The sequence below is a fragment of the Microbacterium sp. 5K110 genome, from assembly GCF_005774735.1.
Classification (GTDB): Bacteria; Actinomycetota; Actinomycetes; order Actinomycetales; family Microbacteriaceae; genus Microbacterium.
The window spans coordinates 20,385-37,420 of sequence record NZ_VBUM01000013.1; the positions used below are offsets into that span (position 1 = coordinate 20,385).

At 69.9% G+C, this 17,036-nt stretch carries 17 protein-coding genes and 1 tRNA gene; 4 read left to right on the forward strand and 14 right to left on the reverse strand.

Annotated elements, in window-relative coordinates; all coding sequences use genetic code 11:
- Nucleotides 1–151 precede the first annotated feature (151 nt).
- Nucleotides 152–1,159, forward strand: a complete 1,008-nt coding sequence (locus FE256_RS05260) for a LacI family DNA-binding transcriptional regulator (protein ID WP_171024216.1) — start codon at nucleotides 152–154, stop codon at nucleotides 1,157–1,159.
- Nucleotides 1,160–1,185: 26 nt separating this feature from the next.
- On the opposite strand, the gene FE256_RS05265 is transcribed toward FE256_RS05260, so the two are convergent.
- The 9 genes from FE256_RS05265 to FE256_RS05305 all read right to left on the reverse strand — a co-directional run bounded on the left by FE256_RS05265 (nucleotide 1,186) and on the right by FE256_RS05305 (nucleotide 10,163).
- Nucleotides 1,186–2,637: an AMP-binding protein gene (locus FE256_RS05265; protein WP_171024217.1), complete on the reverse strand. Its 1,452-nt coding sequence runs from the start codon at nucleotides 2,635–2,637 to the stop codon at nucleotides 1,186–1,188.
- On the reverse strand, nucleotides 2,600–3,730 hold the full coding sequence (locus tag FE256_RS05270; protein ID WP_138173489.1) for an MSMEG_0565 family glycosyltransferase: 1,131 nt from the start codon (nucleotides 3,728–3,730) through the stop codon (nucleotides 2,600–2,602). The genes FE256_RS05265 and FE256_RS05270 overlap by 38 nt, the downstream gene beginning before the upstream one ends.
- 2 nt (nucleotides 3,731–3,732) lie before the next feature.
- Complete coding sequence (locus FE256_RS05275; RefSeq protein WP_138173491.1) at nucleotides 3,733–4,581, reverse strand: carbon-nitrogen hydrolase family protein; 849 nt, start codon at nucleotides 4,579–4,581, stop codon at nucleotides 3,733–3,735.
- Nucleotides 4,582–4,600: 19 nt separating this feature from the next.
- Nucleotides 4,601–5,866, reverse strand: a complete 1,266-nt coding sequence (locus FE256_RS05280; RefSeq protein WP_138173493.1) for an MSMEG_0569 family flavin-dependent oxidoreductase — start codon at nucleotides 5,864–5,866, stop codon at nucleotides 4,601–4,603.
- Entirely contained in the window at nucleotides 5,863–6,168 is a 306-nt protein-coding gene (locus tag FE256_RS05285; protein WP_138173495.1) for an MSMEG_0570 family nitrogen starvation response protein, read from the reverse strand. Before FE256_RS05285 ends, FE256_RS05280 begins: the two co-directional genes overlap by 4 nt.
- Nucleotides 6,161–7,045, reverse strand: a complete 885-nt coding sequence (locus tag FE256_RS05290) for a carbon-nitrogen hydrolase family protein (RefSeq protein ID WP_138173497.1) — start codon at nucleotides 7,043–7,045, stop codon at nucleotides 6,161–6,163. Before FE256_RS05290 ends, FE256_RS05285 begins: the two co-directional genes overlap by 8 nt.
- An 8-nt stretch (nucleotides 7,046–7,053) precedes the next feature.
- Nucleotides 7,054–7,584 (reverse strand): MSMEG_0572/Sll0783 family nitrogen starvation response protein, encoded by a 531-nt coding sequence (locus FE256_RS05295; RefSeq protein WP_138173499.1) that lies wholly within the window; start codon nucleotides 7,582–7,584, stop codon nucleotides 7,054–7,056.
- Between the two features lie 79 nt (nucleotides 7,585–7,663).
- Nucleotides 7,664–9,094: an MSMEG_0567/sll0787 family protein gene (locus FE256_RS05300; RefSeq protein WP_138173501.1), complete on the reverse strand. Its 1,431-nt coding sequence runs from the start codon at nucleotides 9,092–9,094 to the stop codon at nucleotides 7,664–7,666.
- A gap of 1 nt (nucleotide 9,095) precedes the next feature.
- On the reverse strand, nucleotides 9,096–10,163 hold the full coding sequence (locus FE256_RS05305) for an MSMEG_0568 family radical SAM protein (RefSeq protein WP_138173503.1): 1,068 nt from the start codon (nucleotides 10,161–10,163) through the stop codon (nucleotides 9,096–9,098).
- 161 nt (nucleotides 10,164–10,324) lie between these two features.
- Between FE256_RS05305 and FE256_RS05310 the strand changes: the two genes are divergently transcribed.
- Both FE256_RS05310 and FE256_RS05315 read left to right on the forward strand, forming a co-directional pair.
- On the forward strand, nucleotides 10,325–10,879 hold the full coding sequence (locus FE256_RS05310; RefSeq protein ID WP_138173505.1) for a hypothetical protein: 555 nt from the start codon (nucleotides 10,325–10,327) through the stop codon (nucleotides 10,877–10,879).
- A 3-nt stretch (nucleotides 10,880–10,882) separates the two neighbouring features.
- A complete protein-coding gene (locus tag FE256_RS05315) occupies nucleotides 10,883–11,476 on the forward strand; it encodes a TetR family transcriptional regulator C-terminal domain-containing protein (protein WP_138173507.1) in 594 nt (197 codons plus the stop codon).
- Between the two features lie 91 nt (nucleotides 11,477–11,567).
- On the opposite strand, the gene FE256_RS05320 is transcribed toward FE256_RS05315, so the two are convergent.
- From FE256_RS05320 to FE256_RS05330, 3 genes are all read right to left on the reverse strand, one after another.
- A tRNA-Ser gene (locus FE256_RS05320) sits at nucleotides 11,568–11,659 on the reverse strand.
- A gap of 94 nt (nucleotides 11,660–11,753) precedes the next feature.
- Nucleotides 11,754–13,022 carry an LCP family glycopolymer transferase gene (locus FE256_RS05325; protein WP_138173509.1) on the reverse strand — a complete coding sequence of 423 codons (1,269 nt, stop codon included), beginning with the start codon at nucleotides 13,020–13,022 and terminating at the stop codon, nucleotides 11,754–11,756.
- A gap of 170 nt (nucleotides 13,023–13,192) precedes the next feature.
- Nucleotides 13,193–14,683, reverse strand: coding sequence for an MFS transporter (locus tag FE256_RS05330; RefSeq protein WP_138173511.1), 1,491 nt, complete (start codon nucleotides 14,681–14,683; stop codon nucleotides 13,193–13,195).
- Between the two features lie 266 nt (nucleotides 14,684–14,949).
- Here FE256_RS05330 and FE256_RS05335 point away from each other — a divergent pair, with 266 nt between their 5' ends.
- A complete protein-coding gene (locus FE256_RS05335) occupies nucleotides 14,950–15,402 on the forward strand; it encodes a hypothetical protein (RefSeq protein WP_138173513.1) in 453 nt (150 codons plus the stop codon).
- 609 nt (nucleotides 15,403–16,011) lie between these two features.
- Here FE256_RS05335 and FE256_RS05345 read toward each other — a convergent pair.
- Together FE256_RS05345 and FE256_RS05350 are read right to left on the reverse strand one after the other, a co-directional pair.
- Nucleotides 16,012–16,362 carry a pseudouridine synthase family protein gene (locus tag FE256_RS05345; protein WP_138173515.1) on the reverse strand — a complete coding sequence of 117 codons (351 nt, stop codon included), beginning with the start codon at nucleotides 16,360–16,362 and terminating at the stop codon, nucleotides 16,012–16,014.
- The gene (locus tag FE256_RS05350; RefSeq protein ID WP_212743481.1) at nucleotides 16,355–16,627 is read right to left on the reverse strand and encodes a hypothetical protein; all 273 of its coding nucleotides are present in this window, start codon (nucleotides 16,625–16,627) and stop codon (nucleotides 16,355–16,357) included. The genes FE256_RS05345 and FE256_RS05350 overlap by 8 nt, the downstream gene beginning before the upstream one ends.
- Between the last annotated feature and the right edge of the window lie 409 nt (nucleotides 16,628–17,036).

The window sequence follows — 17,036 nt, forward strand, 5'->3', positions numbered from 1 at the left end:
CCAGCGATCGTCGCGTGGTGCACGTTTTGCATCGCAAGTTTTACCGACGCTGGAAGCAACTTGTTGCACAACTTGCGTGATGGTTATAGTAGATCCATTGCCGCATCGCGGTCAAGAGCCCCGGGGGGCCTCGGATGGGAAGAGGGACCACATGTCGCAGCGCACCGCCACGTTGGCGGAGATCGCCCATGTCGCCGGGGTCTCGGTGCCGACCGTCTCGCGCGTCCTCAACGGGCGCCCGGGCATCTCCGCCCCCAAGCGCGAAGAGATCGAGAAGCTGCTCGAGGAGCGCGGTTACGAACGACGCAAAGCCCGTCGCGAAACTTCTCTGCTCGATTTCGTGATCGTGAGCCTCGAGACGCAGTGGGCCACCGAGCTCTTGCGCGGGGCGCAGGCCGAGGCGGCCCGCGCGGGGGCCGATCTCGTCGTCACCGCCACCGACGGCTCACCGGCCGGCTCCCCCGAGTGGCTGCAGCGCGTCGCCGGACGCGGCACCGACGGGATCGTCATCGTCGTCACCGAGATCGACCCGGTCGGGCGCGACGAGCTCGCCCGGCTGAACGTGCCCGTCGTGCTGGTCGACCCCGTGGGCACCGACACCGAGTCGTTCGTCACGGTGTCTGCCGCCGACTGGTCCGGGGCACGGGATGCCACCGACCACTTGCTCGATCTCGGACACACGCGCATCGGGTTCGTGACCGGTCCCCTGAACCTCGAGTGTCATCAGGACCGGCTCGATGGCTACATGTCGGCGCTCGGACGCCGGGGCATCGTCCCCGATCCGTCACTGGTGCGCATCGGTGACTCGCTCACCTCGGGCGGCATCCGGTTCGGTGGGGAACTGCTCGACGCCCCCGACCGTCCGACCGCGATCATCAGCGGCTCCGACGAGCAGGCCTACGGCATCTACCTGGCCGCGCGCGAGCGAGGTCTGAGCGTGCCCGAGGATCTCTCCGTCGTCGGCTTCGACGACGTCGACCTGTGCCGCTGGGTCAACCCGCAGCTCACCACCGTCCATCAGCCACTCGCCGGCATGGCATCCGAAGCCGCGCGCCTGGCCCTGGCCATGTCGCGCGGCGAGACGATCGCCAACCGCCGTGTGCAGCTCTCGGCCGAGCTCGTCGTGCGGGAGTCGACGGCGCCGCCGCGGGCGGTGTAGCACCGGATGCCTCACGGACGTCACCCTCACGCCTCGCGCAGCCTCCGCGCCCACGCGCCCCGGCTGGCTTTCCCCGCGTCGTTGCGCAGAGGTTCCCGAACGACGTGGATCCGCACCGGCCGGTGGGCCGGGTCGAACTCCTCCTCCGCCCAGCGGTCCAGCTCTTCCGCGTCCACCGAGGACTCAGCGACGTCGACGACCGCGGCGACGAGCTCGCCTCCTCGCCCGTCGGGAAGCCCGAACGCGAGAGCGCTGCGGACGGACGGGTGGCTCTCGAGGACCGCCTCCACCTTGGCGGGAGGAATGCGCACTCCCCCGCACACGATGACGTCGTCGACCCTGTCCCGCAGGAAGAGCCTGCCGTCGGCATCGAGTGTGCCCAGGTCGCGCAGGGTGTCCCAGCCCTCGGCGTCTCGGCGACTCGGGGCGTTCAGGTAGCGGTACGCGGGGTCGGCGCCGCGCCGCATCCACACTTCGCCGACCTCGCCCACAACGGCGCGAGTCCCGTCCACGCGCCGGATCTGCACCTCGGTCCCGCCGATCGGCCTGCCGACGCTGCCGGGGTGGCGCAGCCATTCCTCGCCGCCGATCATCGTCAGGCCGTTGGACTCGCTGCCGGCATACACCTCGATGACCCGCTGCGGACCGAGCCATTCGAGGAACCGGGTCTTGAGCACCACGGGGCACGGCGCGCCCATGTGGACGATGGTCTCGAGGCTCGAGACGTCCGCGGTGGCGTGGGCGGGCTCCCGCAGCAGCCGGTGCATCATCGTGGGCACCAGCAGCGCCCACGTCACACCGTGACGCGCGACGGCCTCGAGCCAGGCGCGCTCCTCGAAACGGGGCAGCACGATGAGGCGGTGCCCGGTCATGAGGCCCCGCATCGCGTAGGTGAAGACCGCGGAATGCCACAGCGGCCCCGACACCAGCTGCACCGCCTCACGCGGGAGGAAATCGGCCACCGGGCGGGTCGGATCGAAGAGCGCGGGTCCGGCGGCCAGCACGATCTTGGGCTCGCCCGTGCTTCCCGACGACGGCACGGCCTTCCAGTGCGCAGCCCACACGTCTTCCGTCGGCGGCACCGGCGCCCCCACCCAGGCGGCGGCGACCCGGGCCGACGGCACCGTCGAGACCGAGGCGTCGACCGCACCGTCACCGACGAACGCCGTCGGCCCGGCGGCACGCACGAGCGCAGCGCGCTCTTCGTCCGACCGGTGCGGCGCGATCGGCAACGGGGTGGCGCCCGCCCGCCAGACGGCGACGGCCGCAACGACGAACGAGCGGTCGTTCGGGAGCGAGATCGCCACGAGGTCATCGCGACCCACCCCACTCGCGCGCAGCGTCGCCGACAGACGACTCGCCGCCGCATCCAGCGCCGCGGCCGTCACCTCCCCGTCGGCGTCGACGAGCAGGACGCGCGAGGGATCGTCGGCCGCCGCGTCAGCGAAGATCCGCGAGATCGATCGGCGCACCGCCATCACCCCCGTTTCGCAGGACGGCACCGTAGAAACGCTCGTGGCGCTCCGCCGCGGCATCCCACGAATACGAGCGCGCCAGCGCGACGCCGGCCTCCGCCGGGACGTGATCGCCCTCCAGCGCCGCCGACAACTCCGCGGCGATCGGGTCGGTTCCGTCGGCGAATCGGACGGCGTCGCGGAAGACCTCGCGCAGCACCGGAAGGTCGCGCGCCACGACCGGGGTCCCCGCGGCGAGCGCCTCCATCGCGGCGAGCCCGAACCCCTCCTTGGTCGAGACGAACGCCATCACCCCGGCGGCGGCGACCAGCGGCGGCACCTCCTCGTGCGCGAGGGCGCCGAGCACGACGGGACGGATGCCGAGTTCCTCGGCGCGGTCATCGAACCGCGCGCGGTAGTCCCGGTAGTCGAACAGCGTCTCGCCCCCGCAGAAGACGAGTGACGTATCCGGATGCCGGTCCCGCACCCGTGCGAAGGCTTCGAGCAGGTCGATGCTCCCCTTCCGCGGTTCGATGCCGCCCACGGCCAGCACGTAGCGACCGAGCCGCTCGCGCCACCGGTCGCGGAGCGCCGCTGCGCCGGGCGACGCGGCGGCCGCGAAGCGGGTGGCATCCACGCCGTTCGAGATGACGGTGACGCCGAGTCCGTACTTCTCGCGTACCTCGGCGGCGACGGCTCGCGACACGCAGATGCGGGCGATCGGCTCGACGACGGCGCGCTCGTGGCACTCGATCAGCCGCGGCGTCTCGAAGGCGTCGAGATGGTGGATGGTGCGGATGGCGGGACCCACGGCGTTGGCGGAGATGCAGTCCTGGGCGTGCACGACGGCGCCGGCCGGTGCCGCGAACTCCGCGCGCATCGTGACGATCGAACGCTCGATCCGGTCGCCCACGCTCTCGTCGTCTCGCGGCGCGAAGGGCACGACCCGGACGCGCACGGCGGGGTCGACGGGGCGGAAGAACGCCTGGTCGCCGCCGCGACCGAGCGTCCAGACGGTGACGTCATGACCGCGGCGGGCGAGCGCTTCGGCGAGCGAGAGCGTGTGCACGACGCCGCCGCGCGGCTTCGTCGAGTAGGTGATCAGCTCGATGCGCACGCTCAGCTCCCGCGGTAGGCCGAGGGCCGTCGTTGGCTCAGGTGGTTCAGCGATCGCCGGGCACGCGCGACGTCGGCCGAGACGTCGGCCGTCGCGACGGCCAGCCCACCCTTGGCCCAGGTCTTCGCGATGATCTCGCCGGCGGGATCGACGACCTTCGCCTGACCGAGGAAGCGCAGGCCGCCGAGCACGCCCGTCTGGTTCGCCGACACGACGAAGACCTGGTTCTCGGCCGCCCGCGCGCAGTCGTAGAGGTCGAACAGGTGCGCCTGCCGGTCGTTGCGCATGCGATCGGAGCGGTCGGTCACGCTCGCGGGCCACGCATTGAGGCACGCGAGGATGTCGGCGCCGTCCAGCGCGAGCGACCGTGCACTCTCGGGGAACGTCTTGTCGAAGTCGATGAGCATGCCGACGCGTCCCTTGGGGGTGTCGAACGCCGCGAACCCGTCGCCCGCCCGATAGGCCTCGGACTCGCCGAGCGGGAGGTGCACCTTGCGATGCGTGCCGAGCACCTCGCCGCCGCTCACGCACACGGCGGTGTTGTACCGGTGCTCACCGGCATCGTCGCGCGCACGCTCGGCGATACCGAAGCAGACGACCATGTCACCCGCGGCATCCGCGATCGTCTGCACCTCCGGCCCCTCGAGGTCGATGGCCGGCGGGATGCCGTCGGCACTGTCGGCCGGGTGGTGCAGGTCGAGGAGATACCCGCCGATCGTGGCGTCGGGCAGGACGAGCAGTTCGACACCCGCCGCGCGGGCGTGTTCGAGGATGCCGGGGAGCTTGACGAGGGTGCGGCCCACGTCGCGACCGAAGTGCGCCGCGACCGCACCCATCGTCAGGCTGGACATGCCGTCCAGCGTAGGCCGGTCACCCCGCCAACCGAGCGAGCGACTGCTCGCCGACGTGGGCGGCGACCGTGGCGGCGACGTGCTCCGCGTCGTCGGCCACGGCGAGGAATCGCCCCGAGCCCCACGTGTGCATCCACGGCAGTCCGATGAACGCGAAGCCGGGCTCGGTCGTCGTCCCGCGCACGTGCGCGGGGTGTCCCTCGACGTCGAAGACGTCGACCCCGACCCACGACCAGTCGGCGCGGAAGCCGATGGCCCACACGATGGTCCGGATGTCGTCGAACGCCACGGCATCCTCGCCCCCCGCCGGAAGCCACACGGGCCGGTATCTCTCCTCGACGGGTGCGTCGATCCCTTCCCTCGCGATGTACGCGTCGATGTCGTTCTTGATCGATTCGGCGACCGAGTCGGCGTGGTCGAGATCGGCGGCGAGGTTGTCACCGAAACGGATGCCGTCGCCATCGGCCCCGAGCGCACGCCCGTGCAGCCGCATGCCCGCCGCCGCGAACGCGCGCAGGTCGATGTCGCGACCCCCGTCGCGGCCCGTGACGTAGTGGTTGGTCGATTCGCGCTTGGCCAGACCCACCGTGCTGACGGGCACGTCGTAGACGCCCATGTCGGCCAGCCACGTCATGCAGTCCCGGCCCCGGTAGAACCGCGCCACGCGCGGCGCTCGACCCACCGCCAGATGCACGTCGCGGCCCTCGAGGTGCAGGTCCTCCGCGATCTGGGTGCCCGACTGACCGGTGCCGACCACGAGCACGGGGCCCGGGGGCAGCGCCGCGGCGTTCCGGTACTCGTGCGAGTGCACCTGGTGCACGTGCGCGGGGATGGCCTCCGCCCAAGCCGGCACCACGGGGTCGTGGTAGCCGCCGACCGCCGCGACGACGGTGGTCGCGGTGAGGACGCCGCGGGAGGTCTCCACCGTGAAGCGCCCCGAGGCCTCCCGTCGCACCGCGGTGACCGCGACCCCCTCGGCCACGGGCGCGTCGAACGAGTCGGCGAAGCGCCGCACCCAGGCGTAGACCTCGTCGCGCTTCATGAAGCCGTCGGGTTCGTCCCCGTCGTACGGGAAGCCCGGCAGCGTGCAGTGCCAATTGGGCGTCACCAGGGTGAAGTTGTCCCACCGGCCGTCGCGCCACTCGTGCGCGACGGTGTCCCGCTCGATCACGACGTGCCGGATGCCGCGCTCGACGAGGTGTTTGCTGACCGAGAGGCCGGCCTGGCCGCCGCCGACGATGACGGTGTCGAAGGAATCCCCCGGGCTCAGGGTGACGGGGATCACGAGGCCGCCCCCGAACTCGCCAGCGGCGGCTCCATCCGCAGCACCAGCACCGCCCCGTCGCCCCGGTTCTTCGCCGCCTCGGTGATCGCCGCCTCCTCGGCCATCGCCGACGTGCACGCGAACCCGTAGCGGGCACGCACGCGCTCGCTCGCCTCGCCCAGCGCCCTGGTCGTGCGAGCGAGGAAGTCGTCGACGGCGTAGGTCTCCCCGACGGCGAGGTGGTCGTGCATGACCAGGCTCGGAGAGTAGTGGTCGGTCTCCGACCCGTCGGGCCAGCGCACCGCGAAACGCATCTCAGGCATCGACGAGCACCCCCCGAGCGGTGACGAGATCGGGCGCGTACGCGTCGGGCCGGCGGTCGCGCAGGTGGAACATTCCGCCGCGCATCGCCTGGAACGTCCCCGCGATGTCGATCTCCGCCACGGCGAGGCCCGCCTCGAGCAGCGTCGTTGCGAGCACGTTGCCGCCGGGGTCGACGACCTTGGCGTTCGCGACGTAGCGGAGCGAACCGAAGGTCCCGGCCTGGTTCGACGCGATCCAGAACACCTGGTTGTCGAGGGCCCGTGACATGTCGAAGAGGTTGTGCCGGTACGTCCAGCGATCCTCCTGGAGGTTCTCGGCGGTCGCGGTGCGCGCCGCCGGCCACGCCGAGATGCTCACGATGATCTCGGCCCCGTCCAGCGCCAGGGAGCGCGCCGCCTCCGGGAACGCCTTGTCGTAGCAGATCTGCAGCCCCACGCGCCCGATGGGGGTATCGAAGGCGGCGTAGTGGTCGCCCGCTGAGTACGACATATTCTCGCCGAGCGGCTGGTGCACCTTGCGGTACGACCCGTAGATCGTCGAGCCGTCGAGGCAGGCAGCGGCGTTGTACCGCGTCTCGCCGTCGTCGTCGAGCTCGCAGAATCCGACGACGACGATCATGTCGCCCGCGATCCCCTGCACGCGCCGGAGCTCCGGTCCGTCCAGGCGGATCGCGGGTGGGAGGGAGCGGCTCGTGGTCTTCACGGTGTCGCCGTGGTTGCCGAGCGACGAGAGGTACCCGCCGATCGCCGCCTCGGGGAGGGCGAGCAGCTGCACCCCGGCGTCGCGCGCCTGCGCGACGAGATCGGCGATGAGCGCATAGTTCTGATCGAGATCGCGTGTGAAATTCGCCGCAACGGCGGCAACGGTGACCGGCATGGCGGGCCTCACAGGTTGTAGGTCGAGTTGATGATCGCGCCCTTCCGCGCGTAATGGATGAGGGCGTCCTGCACGTCCAGCGGGTGGCACGGGATGACGCCCTCGATGAGGTCCTCTTCGCGCAGTCCGTGCAGGGCCATGCCGAAGCGGCAGGCGAAGACCGTGCCGCCCTCCTTGATGAACGTCTCGATCGAGCCGTTCATGTTCAGCTCGCCCGGGAAGCCTGAGTCGCCCGTCGTCGGGAACCCGCGCGTGGCCATCGCGGCGAGGGTGCCCGGGCCGTAGAAGTAGATCGCGGACTCGAAGCCCTTGCGCAGCGCGCGCGTGGCCTGCAGAACGGCGACGAAGCTCACCGACGACTCGTGCGGGATGCCGTGCACCAGCGTGAAGTACGCCTCTCCGTTCTCCGCCTGGTAGTCGGGGAACACCTTGGTGGAGCCGTACAGGTTGCTGCCCTTGGGGAGCGAGGGGTGCGGGATCTCGTTCAGCGACTTCTCGATGTTCGCGGCGATCTCGTCGTCGAAGTGTGCGGTGCTCATGGTGTTCTCCTGTCGTTTCGGTGGTTCGGGGTGGTGCCGGAACGGCGGTGGGACGCCCCGGGGTGCGGGCGCTCCGTGGTCAGGCGCGAGCGCCTGAGATCGTGGCGGCGGTGGGCCCGAGCCCGGTCGCCGTAGAGCCGACGGCGTCGGTCTCGACCCCGTCGGGCCAGCGCAGGCGGACGCCTGCCCTGCTGTCGAGCCGACCGATCGCGGCCGTGTGAGCCGGGCCGGCGTGCATGCGGCTCCGGCCGGGCGCGTCGGCGGTCAGCATCCCGAATCCGGGGAAGCACGTCAGCCAGTCGCCCATCGCCGCGCCGTCGGGCACGGGGATGCCGGCGACGTCGATCGTCGCCCCGACACCGGAGGCCTCGGCGAGCATCGCCGCCGTGCCCACGATGCCGGCCATGCTCACGTCCTTCGCCGCTTCGGGACGTGCGTCGTGCACCGAACGGGCCATCGCGCGCAGCTCCGTCCCGGCGCTGGTGGAGGTCGAATCCCACTGGCGGCCCTCGAACCCGCGGCGCCAACGACCGCGGAGATCGGCGGTCAGGGAGAGCTCGTGACCGGGGCGGCCGCCCCCGCCGGGGACGGGATGCGCGGTCCGTCCCAGCGCGGTCACGGTCAGGGCCGGCGCGGCCGAACCCATCTGCGTGTGACCGCCGAGGACGGGCACGTCCCATGCGATCGCCGCGCTGCGGAGTCCGTTCAGCACGCGCCGCGCGAACGAGGCGGTGGGAGCGGCGACGGCGTTGAGCAGACCCGAAGGCAGGGCTCCCATCGCGGTGAGGTCGTTGACGTTGACCAGCACGCCGCACCACCCCGCCCACTCGGGGTCGCGCATGAGCAGGGCGGGCAGGATCGCGTCGCACGCGGCGATGACCTCCGTGCCGGGCACCGGGGCGCCGTCGTCGCCGATGAAGCCGGCGCCGCCGAGCGCTGACGGACCGTCAGCGGCGAACATGCCGATGGTGTCGCCGAGCGGGGTCTTCGTCGCGGCGACGAGGGCGGCGATCCGGTCGATGGGCCACCGCATCCGCGCGTGGTCCACCCCGGCGACGATCTGCGTCCCCCACTCGATCCAGCCCAGCCGGCGGAAGAGGTCGACGTTCGCGCGCTGCACGGTCGCCTCGAATCGCAAGACCCCGATGGCCAGGGCTGTCGCGCACGCCTCGCGCACGAGAGCGGGGCCGATCCCGCCGGCGCGACGCGCGCCGCGCGCGACGGCCAGGCGGCTGCCGGTCCACCAACCGATGTCGCGCCCGGCGACGGCGGGAGAGAGGCGCACCCCGCCGAGCACCGTGCCGTCGGATCCGACCGCGACGAGCACGATCGTCCGGCTGTCGTCGTCGACGGCGTCGCGATCGTCTCCGCGGAACAGCTCCTGCTCGTCGACGAAGACGTCACGGCGGATGCGGCGGTAGGCGGCGGCCTGCGCGGCGTCCGCCCGCACGATCGACCACGTCGTGGGCACCGCGGTGCGTGTGCCGCTGAGCACTGTGACGTCGAGCATCTCAGGCTCCCGCGGTCTTCAGCACGCCGCAGGCACCGCACGCGGCGCACCCGGCTTTCTGATCCTCGCCGCGCATCCCGGCGGCGGTGAGGAGCTCGGCCACCCGCGTGGTCACGTCGTGCAGCACGCGCCGATCCGGCGCGGGGACCTTGTCGACGTCGGTGGCGAGCGTGCCCTTGAGCGGGCGGAACGGAACCACGAACGGGTAGACGCCCATCTCGATCAGCTCGCGCGCCCCGGCGACGAGTTCGTCGGGGTCCTCACCCATCCCGACCAGCAGGTAGGTCGAGACCTGGTTGTACCCGAACACGCGCACGGCCTCACGCCAGGCTGCGCGGTACTCGTCCATCGACACGGTCGATTTGCCCGGCATCCAGCGGCGCCGCACCTCGTCATCCATCGATTCGACATGGATGCCGATCGAGCGGGCACCCGCGTCGTACAGGTCAGTGATCGCCCGTAGGTCGGACGGCGGCTCGCACTGCACCTGGATCTCCAGCTCGGGAACGACGGCCTTGACCGCCGCGACGCAGCGCGCGAGGTGCTTGGCCCCACGGTCCCAGCCGTTCGAGGTGCCGGTGGTCATCACCATCTGGCGCACGCCGTCCAAGCGCACCGCGGCTTCGGCGACCTCGGCGAGCATCGCCGGCGTCTTCACCGCGATGGTCGCGCCGGATTCGAGCGAGGACTGGATCGCGCAGAACCGGCACCGCTCGCTCTCGTCGTAGCGAACGCAGGTCTGAACGACGGTCGTGGCCAGGATGTCCCGGCCGTGCAGCTTGGCGATCTTCTCGTAGGCGGTGCCGTCGGCGGTCTCGAGGTCGTAGAACTTCGGCCTCCGCACCGGCTGGACGTCGAGGCCCAGGTCGGCGCCGCCGAGGGTCAACCGCCCGGAGCGGATGACGTACGGGCTGTCCGGGTTCAGGGGAATGGCGGCGCCCTCCCCACCGATGACGAAATGTCCGTCGTCGCTCGGGCCGGCGCCGCCGGTGCGACGAACCGGGGCGTCGCTGCGGACACCGAGCAGGGCGATGTTCACGCGGGTGGATACCGTGTCAGCGGGGCTCATGCCCTCAGTATCGAGAGCAGCCCGTTTCGGGTTGGTTCCGACCGGATGTCAATCAGTTTTCCGGGCGAGAAGATCATGTTTCGCGCCCGGCGAGAAGAATACGCAAGGACGTTTGAGTACGCTCGTACTAACAAGACGAACGGAATGGGTGAGGAGGGGGCATGATTCTGGCCGCGATCGTGGTGTGCGAGATCGCATTCTGGGTGGCGATTCTCGCGGGGCTCGCGTCACGGTACCTCCTGCACCGCCCTCGCCTCGGCGCAGCGCTCCTCGTTCTCGCCCCCGTGATCGATGTCGTCCTTCTTGCACTGGTCGCCGTCGACCTGCTCGGTGGCGGGACAGCGTCCTGGCAGCACGGCCTGGCCGCGATCTATATCGGCGTCTCCGTCGCGTACGGCAAGCGAATGGTCGCGTGGGCTGACGCGCGCTTCCAGCGTCGCTTTGCCGGTGGCCCCGCACCGGAGCGTCTCGCCGGGGCTCGCTACACCGTCAAGTGTTGGCGGGACGTGCTACTCACCGGTCTCGCGGTCGTCATCGCCGCGGCGATCCTCGGAGCGATCATCCTCGTCGTGAACGCCCCCGAGCGCACCGCGGCACTCTCGGGGTACTTCGGCATACTCGGGATCATCTTCGCCATCGATCTCGTCTGGGCGCTCAGCTACACCGTCTGGCCCCGGAGACCCACCGGCGTGGCACAGAGAGCCCCGTCCGCCTAATCCATGCCGCGGAGAATCGATGCAGAGGCACGTACCGCCGAGATCGCGGCGGCGGCTCTGCGCGTCCTCGGACGCGATGGACTCACCGGCTTGTCGGTGCGTGGCGTGGCAGCCGAGGCGGGCATCGCAGCCGCTTCGCTGCGGAGAGCATTTCCTTCCCAGCACGCCCTTCGGGAGTACAGCCTTGAACTCATCGAAGAACGAGCGACGAGCAGGATCACTTCGCTCGACCTCACCGGTCGCGCGCTGGCGGATGCGCTGCTCGCGCAGCTGCTTCCCCTGGACGATGAGCGCCGCTCGGAGCTGATCGCGCAAGTGCAACTCGGCGTGCTCTCCCTCAGCGATGGCAGTCTTCGCCCGGCCGCCGTCAGACTCAACGCAGCGGTAAGCAGAGCGTGTCGAATCGCGATCGAGATCCTTGCGGCAGTCGGCGAACTCGACGCCGGGCGCGACCCTGAATACGAGGCGCAGAGGTTGCGAGCGTTACTCGACGGAATCGCCATGCAGGGCCTGTGGAGCGGAGATCCGCACGGATCGGGTCAGATGCTCACGACACTCGCGCGCCACCTCGACGAACTCGCTTCCTCCGAATCCTGACACGCGCCCTGGACTCACGTCAGCTGCCCGTCAACCCGTGTCGTCGAGCGCGCGATCCACAAAAAAATCCCCCGATTTACCGGGGGATTCTTGGCGGAGACGGAGGGATTTGAACCCTCGGTCCCCTTACGGGGACTCCACCTTAGCAGGGTGGTGCACTAGGCCTGACTATGCGACGTCTCCAGGTGATCGACGCCGGAGCGCGAGCACACCGGTCCATAGTAACCGCTCGGGGCGTGGCATCCGAATCCGGGATCGGGATGCCACGCCCCGCGCGTCAGCGGACGTTTCCGTTCGAGCAGGTCGCCTGTGCGGCGGTCTGACCGGCGATCTCGGACGGGAGCGTGATCGCGCTCGACGAGGGCTCCGGGGTCGGCGCTGCACTCTCGGTGGGGGCCGGCGTCTCGGGCGCGGTGGGAGCGGGCGTCGCGTTCTCGTCGACGACGACGCCGTCGCCACCGCTGAGGTCGCCCGACAGCTGGATCGGCTGGTTCGCGGCGAGCGCCGACCACAGGGCGTCGGCCGCCTCTCGATCGGGGACGACGCGGTTCGGGTCGGACGGGTCGGTGTACGTGGGGTACTGCACGAACACGATCTCGTTGAACGGTACGTCCTTGACGGCCATCGCGATCTGCACGAGCGTCAGGGGGTTCGTGAGCGACGTCGACGGGTCGACGTTGCGCAGGGCGGTCGAGGCGAGCTTGTACAGCGTCGCCGGGTTCGACAGCACCTCTTCGCTCTTGAGCTTCGTGGCCAGGCGCGACATGTACTGCTGCTGGTTCGAGATGCGCCCGAGGTCGCCGCCGTCGCCGACACCGTGCCGGGTGCGGAGGAACTGGAGCGCGTCCAGACCCTTGATGGTGCGCATGCCGGCGGGCCAGTCGATGCCGGTGTAGGAGTCCTTGATGCCGTTGGCGATGCAGACGTCGACGCCACCGATGGCATCCGTGATGTTGATGACACCGCCGAAGCTGACCTTCGCGGCGAAGGGGATCTCCTGGCCGCTGAGCTCGGAGACCGTCTCGACCACGCACGACAGTCCGCCGTACATGAACGCGCTGTTGATCTGCTGCTTCGACATCGCCGAGGTCTCGTTGCCGTTCGCGTCGGTGCACGACGGGATCGGGACCATCAGGTCGCGCGGGAACGAGACCACCGTGACCCGACGGGGCGCGTCGGAGATGTGGACGAGCATGTTGACGTCGTTGAGGTTGCCCTCGGCGTCGGGTCCGCTGCAGCGGTCGCCGAAGTACTGCGCGAAGTCGGGCTCGCACTCGTCGGTGCCGACCATGAGCAGATTCACACCGCCCTTGAGCTCGCCGAGGTCCGGCGGAACGGCCGGCTGGTTCTTCAGCTCGACGGCGTCGGCGGTGAAGCTCGACGACAGGTCGTACACGGCGTACGCGGTCACGGCAGCACCGGACACCAGCAGCACGGCCACGGCGACGGCGAGTCCGCGGAACAGCTGGCCCAGCGGTCCGACCGATCGCAGGCGTCCGTGACGCGCGACGGTCCTGCGGCCGCGCGGGGTCGTGGTCTTGCTCACTCGGGTCCTTTCGGGAGGACGGATGCCACCGGTGGCCCGTCACGACCGCGACGAAGCGCAGGTCGGAGACAGTTTAGGGAGCACCTCCTGGGAAGTGCGTGAGGAGGAGCGGGTCGTGTTGCCGACACCGGCCGAGCCGGGCGACCGCGTCGGGCCGGCTCGCCCGTCCCTCACGCCGAGACGTGCGCCGGCGTCGCGTCGGAGGAATCGGTGGCCCGGGATCGCCGGTACCCCCACACGACCAGGCCCGCAGCGACGAAGGCCAAGACGAGGCCACCGGTCGTGGTCGCCGCTTCGAACTGGGCGTCCTGCGCGGGCGTCCAGCCGCCGGCCGTGACACTCCCGGTGAACATGACGGCCAGGACGGTGCCGGTGACGGCGACACCGACGCCGGTCGCGACCTCGGTGGCGGTGTCCACGAGGGCGGCGCCGATGGTGGTGCGATTGCTCGGCATCCCCTTCATGACGTTGGTCCCGGCGACGACGCCGTTCAGACGGATGCCGAACGCCACGAGGACGAGCGCCGCCGCGACCCACGGGTACCCCCCGCGCCCGAAAGCGGCGAAGATCCCCAAGCCGACCACGACCGCTCCCGCACTGAGCCAGGCGACGCGATCGAGACCGAGCCGGCGGACGAGGGGCCCGACGAACAGCCCGCCCGCGAGAAGGACGACCACCTGCGGGAGCATCCCGATCGCCGCCCAGAACGGCGACCACCCCCAGTCGGACTGCAGCTGCAGGGTGACCGAGAAACCGAGACCGGCGGTCGCGAGACCGGTGGCGGCCTTGTAGAGGAGCCCGCTGGACACGAGCGGCAACGTCACGAGACGCAGATCGAGAATCGGGTGGGCGACCCTGCGGGCACGCACCACGAAGAGCACGACCGCGCCGGCCGCCGCCGCGAGGAGCACCCACGGCAGCGGCGCACCAACGCCGTCCTGGACGAACATCGTCGGCGCGGCGAGCAGCAGGACCACCGCGACGGTCCCGGTCAACGCGCCCGCGACATCGAGCGGGGCCCGGTGGAGGTCGGCGGGATCGTCGGCGGGGATACCGACGCGGATGCCGATTCCCGCCAGGAGTGCGATCGGGACGTTGACGAGAAGGAGCACCTGCCAGGGAGCCCACGACAGCACGAGACCCCCCACGGCCGGCCCGATCGCCAGTCCGACCAGACCGACGGTGGAGATGAGGGTCGTGGCGCGCACGCGCGCGTCGTCGGAGCGGAACAACCGGAAGGCGAGAGCGAGGGATCCGGGCGTGGTCATCGCGGCGGCGACACCCATCACCGCCCGCACCGCGATCAGCTCTTCGGCCGTGGTCACGAAGGCCGTGGCGAGGCTGGCGAGCCCGAGCAGCGCGAGCCCGATGAGCATGACGCGGCGCCGCCCCGCCCGATCGGCGAGCGCACCGAAGAACAGCATGAGCCCGCCGAACACGACGGCGTAGGCCCCGGTGACCCACTGCAATACGGTCGTGGAGGCGTGCAGCTCCCGGCCGATGGTGGGGAGCGCGACGTTCAGGATCGAATTGTCGAGCATCTCGAACAGGAACACCGTCGAGAGCCCCGCCAGCGCCACCCCGGCGGGGCGGAGCGACTCCCGCTCGCCGACGGGCGGGTAAGGCGAAGATCCGGATGCTGCAGCGGACGAATGAGTCATGACACGTCTCCTCGGTGGCGTCGGTAAATGCGTTGCATTCCCTTTTCGAGCCACAGGAGTCGAGCCTTGCGGCCGACCCGAGGTGCTCTCGCCGCCAGGGCGTGTGCTGGAATCTCACTGAGGATTCTTCGAGGGTGCGCGGAATTTGTCAAGCGACGGCGCCGGCCAGGGACAGCGCACTCCGGCGTTCGCCTTCCGTTCGATCGGCCGCAACGACGAAAGCGGACCCTGCGCCGTGGTGTCTGGATTCAGGACGTGAGCGACACGTGAGTCGGGTCATAGGCGACGGAGCGGGATGGCTGTTCCGGCTGTCGTACCCGTACCGACTCGTTTCCGACGTGCAGGTGGACTCGATATTTCACATCAGCGGGGCGCTGTGGGAGGTCGGGGAGACGGTCGTCCTCGAAGTCAGCCGGTGTCGCCACCTGCAGCTTCTAGGGGAGGGAAAGCGCCGCCGACGCGCCCGCCTCGTGTACTTCTTCCCTGCACGGCCCACGCGCAAAGAGGCGCGGGCTCAGTCGATGGCAGGTCGCCGGAACATCCCGCGATACCTGTACGAACTCGAACCACTCGCGAGCATCCCGGCTGTGTACCGGAACAGCGCCGCGATGGGGACCCCGAACGACCTCGCCGTCAAGGTGCTCGCTCGGCAACCGATCGGCACGTCCGGATTCCTCAATCGAAAATTCGCCGCGTCGCCGGGCCGTCAGCACCGATGAGGAGGACGCGTGGATCCTCATCGGCCCTGCGTGGGCGTTAGGTTCGCGGGCGGTCTGCTCCGGCTCGTCAGAAGAGAGTCGGATGTTCGGCGTTGACGCCGCTGAGGACTCCGTGGATCGCGGCAGCATCCCATCCCCGCTCGAGAACGGCGTCACGCAGGTCCCTCGAGCGGCGAGCTCGCTCGGCGCGGGGCAGGTCGCGAAAGCGCAGCGCCGCGCTCGGCCGCGGATGGCGGCCGCGACGCGCACGATCTTGCATGTTCTCGCTGGTGTCCCCTGGCCGGAGGTGAGACCGCTCGCTGTCGAGGTCGGCATGCACGCATAGGGGTACGTCGCACCGATGCAGAATCAGCACATCGGGTGTGAGATCTCGGCCGACGATGGCCGTGTACGCGTACCGCTGGGGACGGATGATCTTCTGCCGGCCGTCAGCGCCGGCGGTCCAGAACCGGCCGTAGCCGTCGTCGGCGATCGCGCCCGTCCAGAGCCAACAGTCATCCGCCTCCGGTCCCTTGACCACGTATGCTCAGAATCGCTCCGCCTCGGTCCGCTGCGCGGCGCGGCGTCGGAGCGGGGACGGTGTGTTCGTCATGACGGGACGTATGCGTCTCAGGGTCGGAGCGCAGGTGCGTTCGCTTCGGTGGGATGCACGTAATTCGCGACAGCTTCGCGTACGAGTTGAGACACGGTCACGCCTCGAGCCTTGGCCACGGTTCGCACTTCGCGGTCGAGACTTTCTGTGGCTCGGACCTTCCAGGTCACGGCGACTGTTCCACTCCCGTCCAGCCGGGGGCGGCCCCGCGCGATTGTCACGGCGTCATTGAGGTTGTCTGCACCTGTTGCGGCCAGTAGCAGCTGCTGAGCTTCCTGTGCAGCAGCGGGTCCGCGGCGGACGGTGCCCGCCTTCACCTGCAGCTGCCCCGCTTCGGCGCGAGCTGCGAGGTCGTCGTAGTCAGTCATTCGAGTTCCCTTCGTTCAACAGGTGCCGGTACAAGTCACTGAGTTCCATGACGTGAAAGATGACGATTGTGCGCGGCGGCTGGTGCGCGGCGATCACTTCCAGGTATCGATCCGTCTGGGCGTGAGGGTGACCGATGTAGAGAACCACGCTCTCCCCGGGACGCCCTTCCAGCTCAGCTGTGACCTCGGCGTGGGTCATCGCCCAGAGGGCGTCATCGCGCGAGATCCCATGCTTTGCTGCGCTCTTACGCCACTCAACTGACACAAGAAAAGAGTACCACAAAAAGGCGGCCACGAAAATAGAGGGTCTGCGTGGCTTCCGACCGCGCGCCTCATAACCCTTCGGTGCTGACCCGGGTTCGCCCCAAGCGGCCGGCGGCTTCTTCCTCGTACCGGAGCGCACGCACAGCTCTTCAAGCGCGCGCGTTCAGGGCAGACGATCGGTGAAACCGATGGTCAGTGAAGGCCCATCCAATCCGATCTTGTGGATTGACGGGCACCTTCTTTTCCCGTAAAGTTTCGCTTCTTAGAGAAGCGCGCCCAAAAACCCGGTCCTAGACCGGGTTTTGTTTTTGGAGCGTTCACGCCGGCCCCGCATGGGACCGGCTTTTTTCATGCCCACCGGGATCATCACCTTGTGGGCTGCTCCGGCTACGTGCCGGGCACTCCGGAGG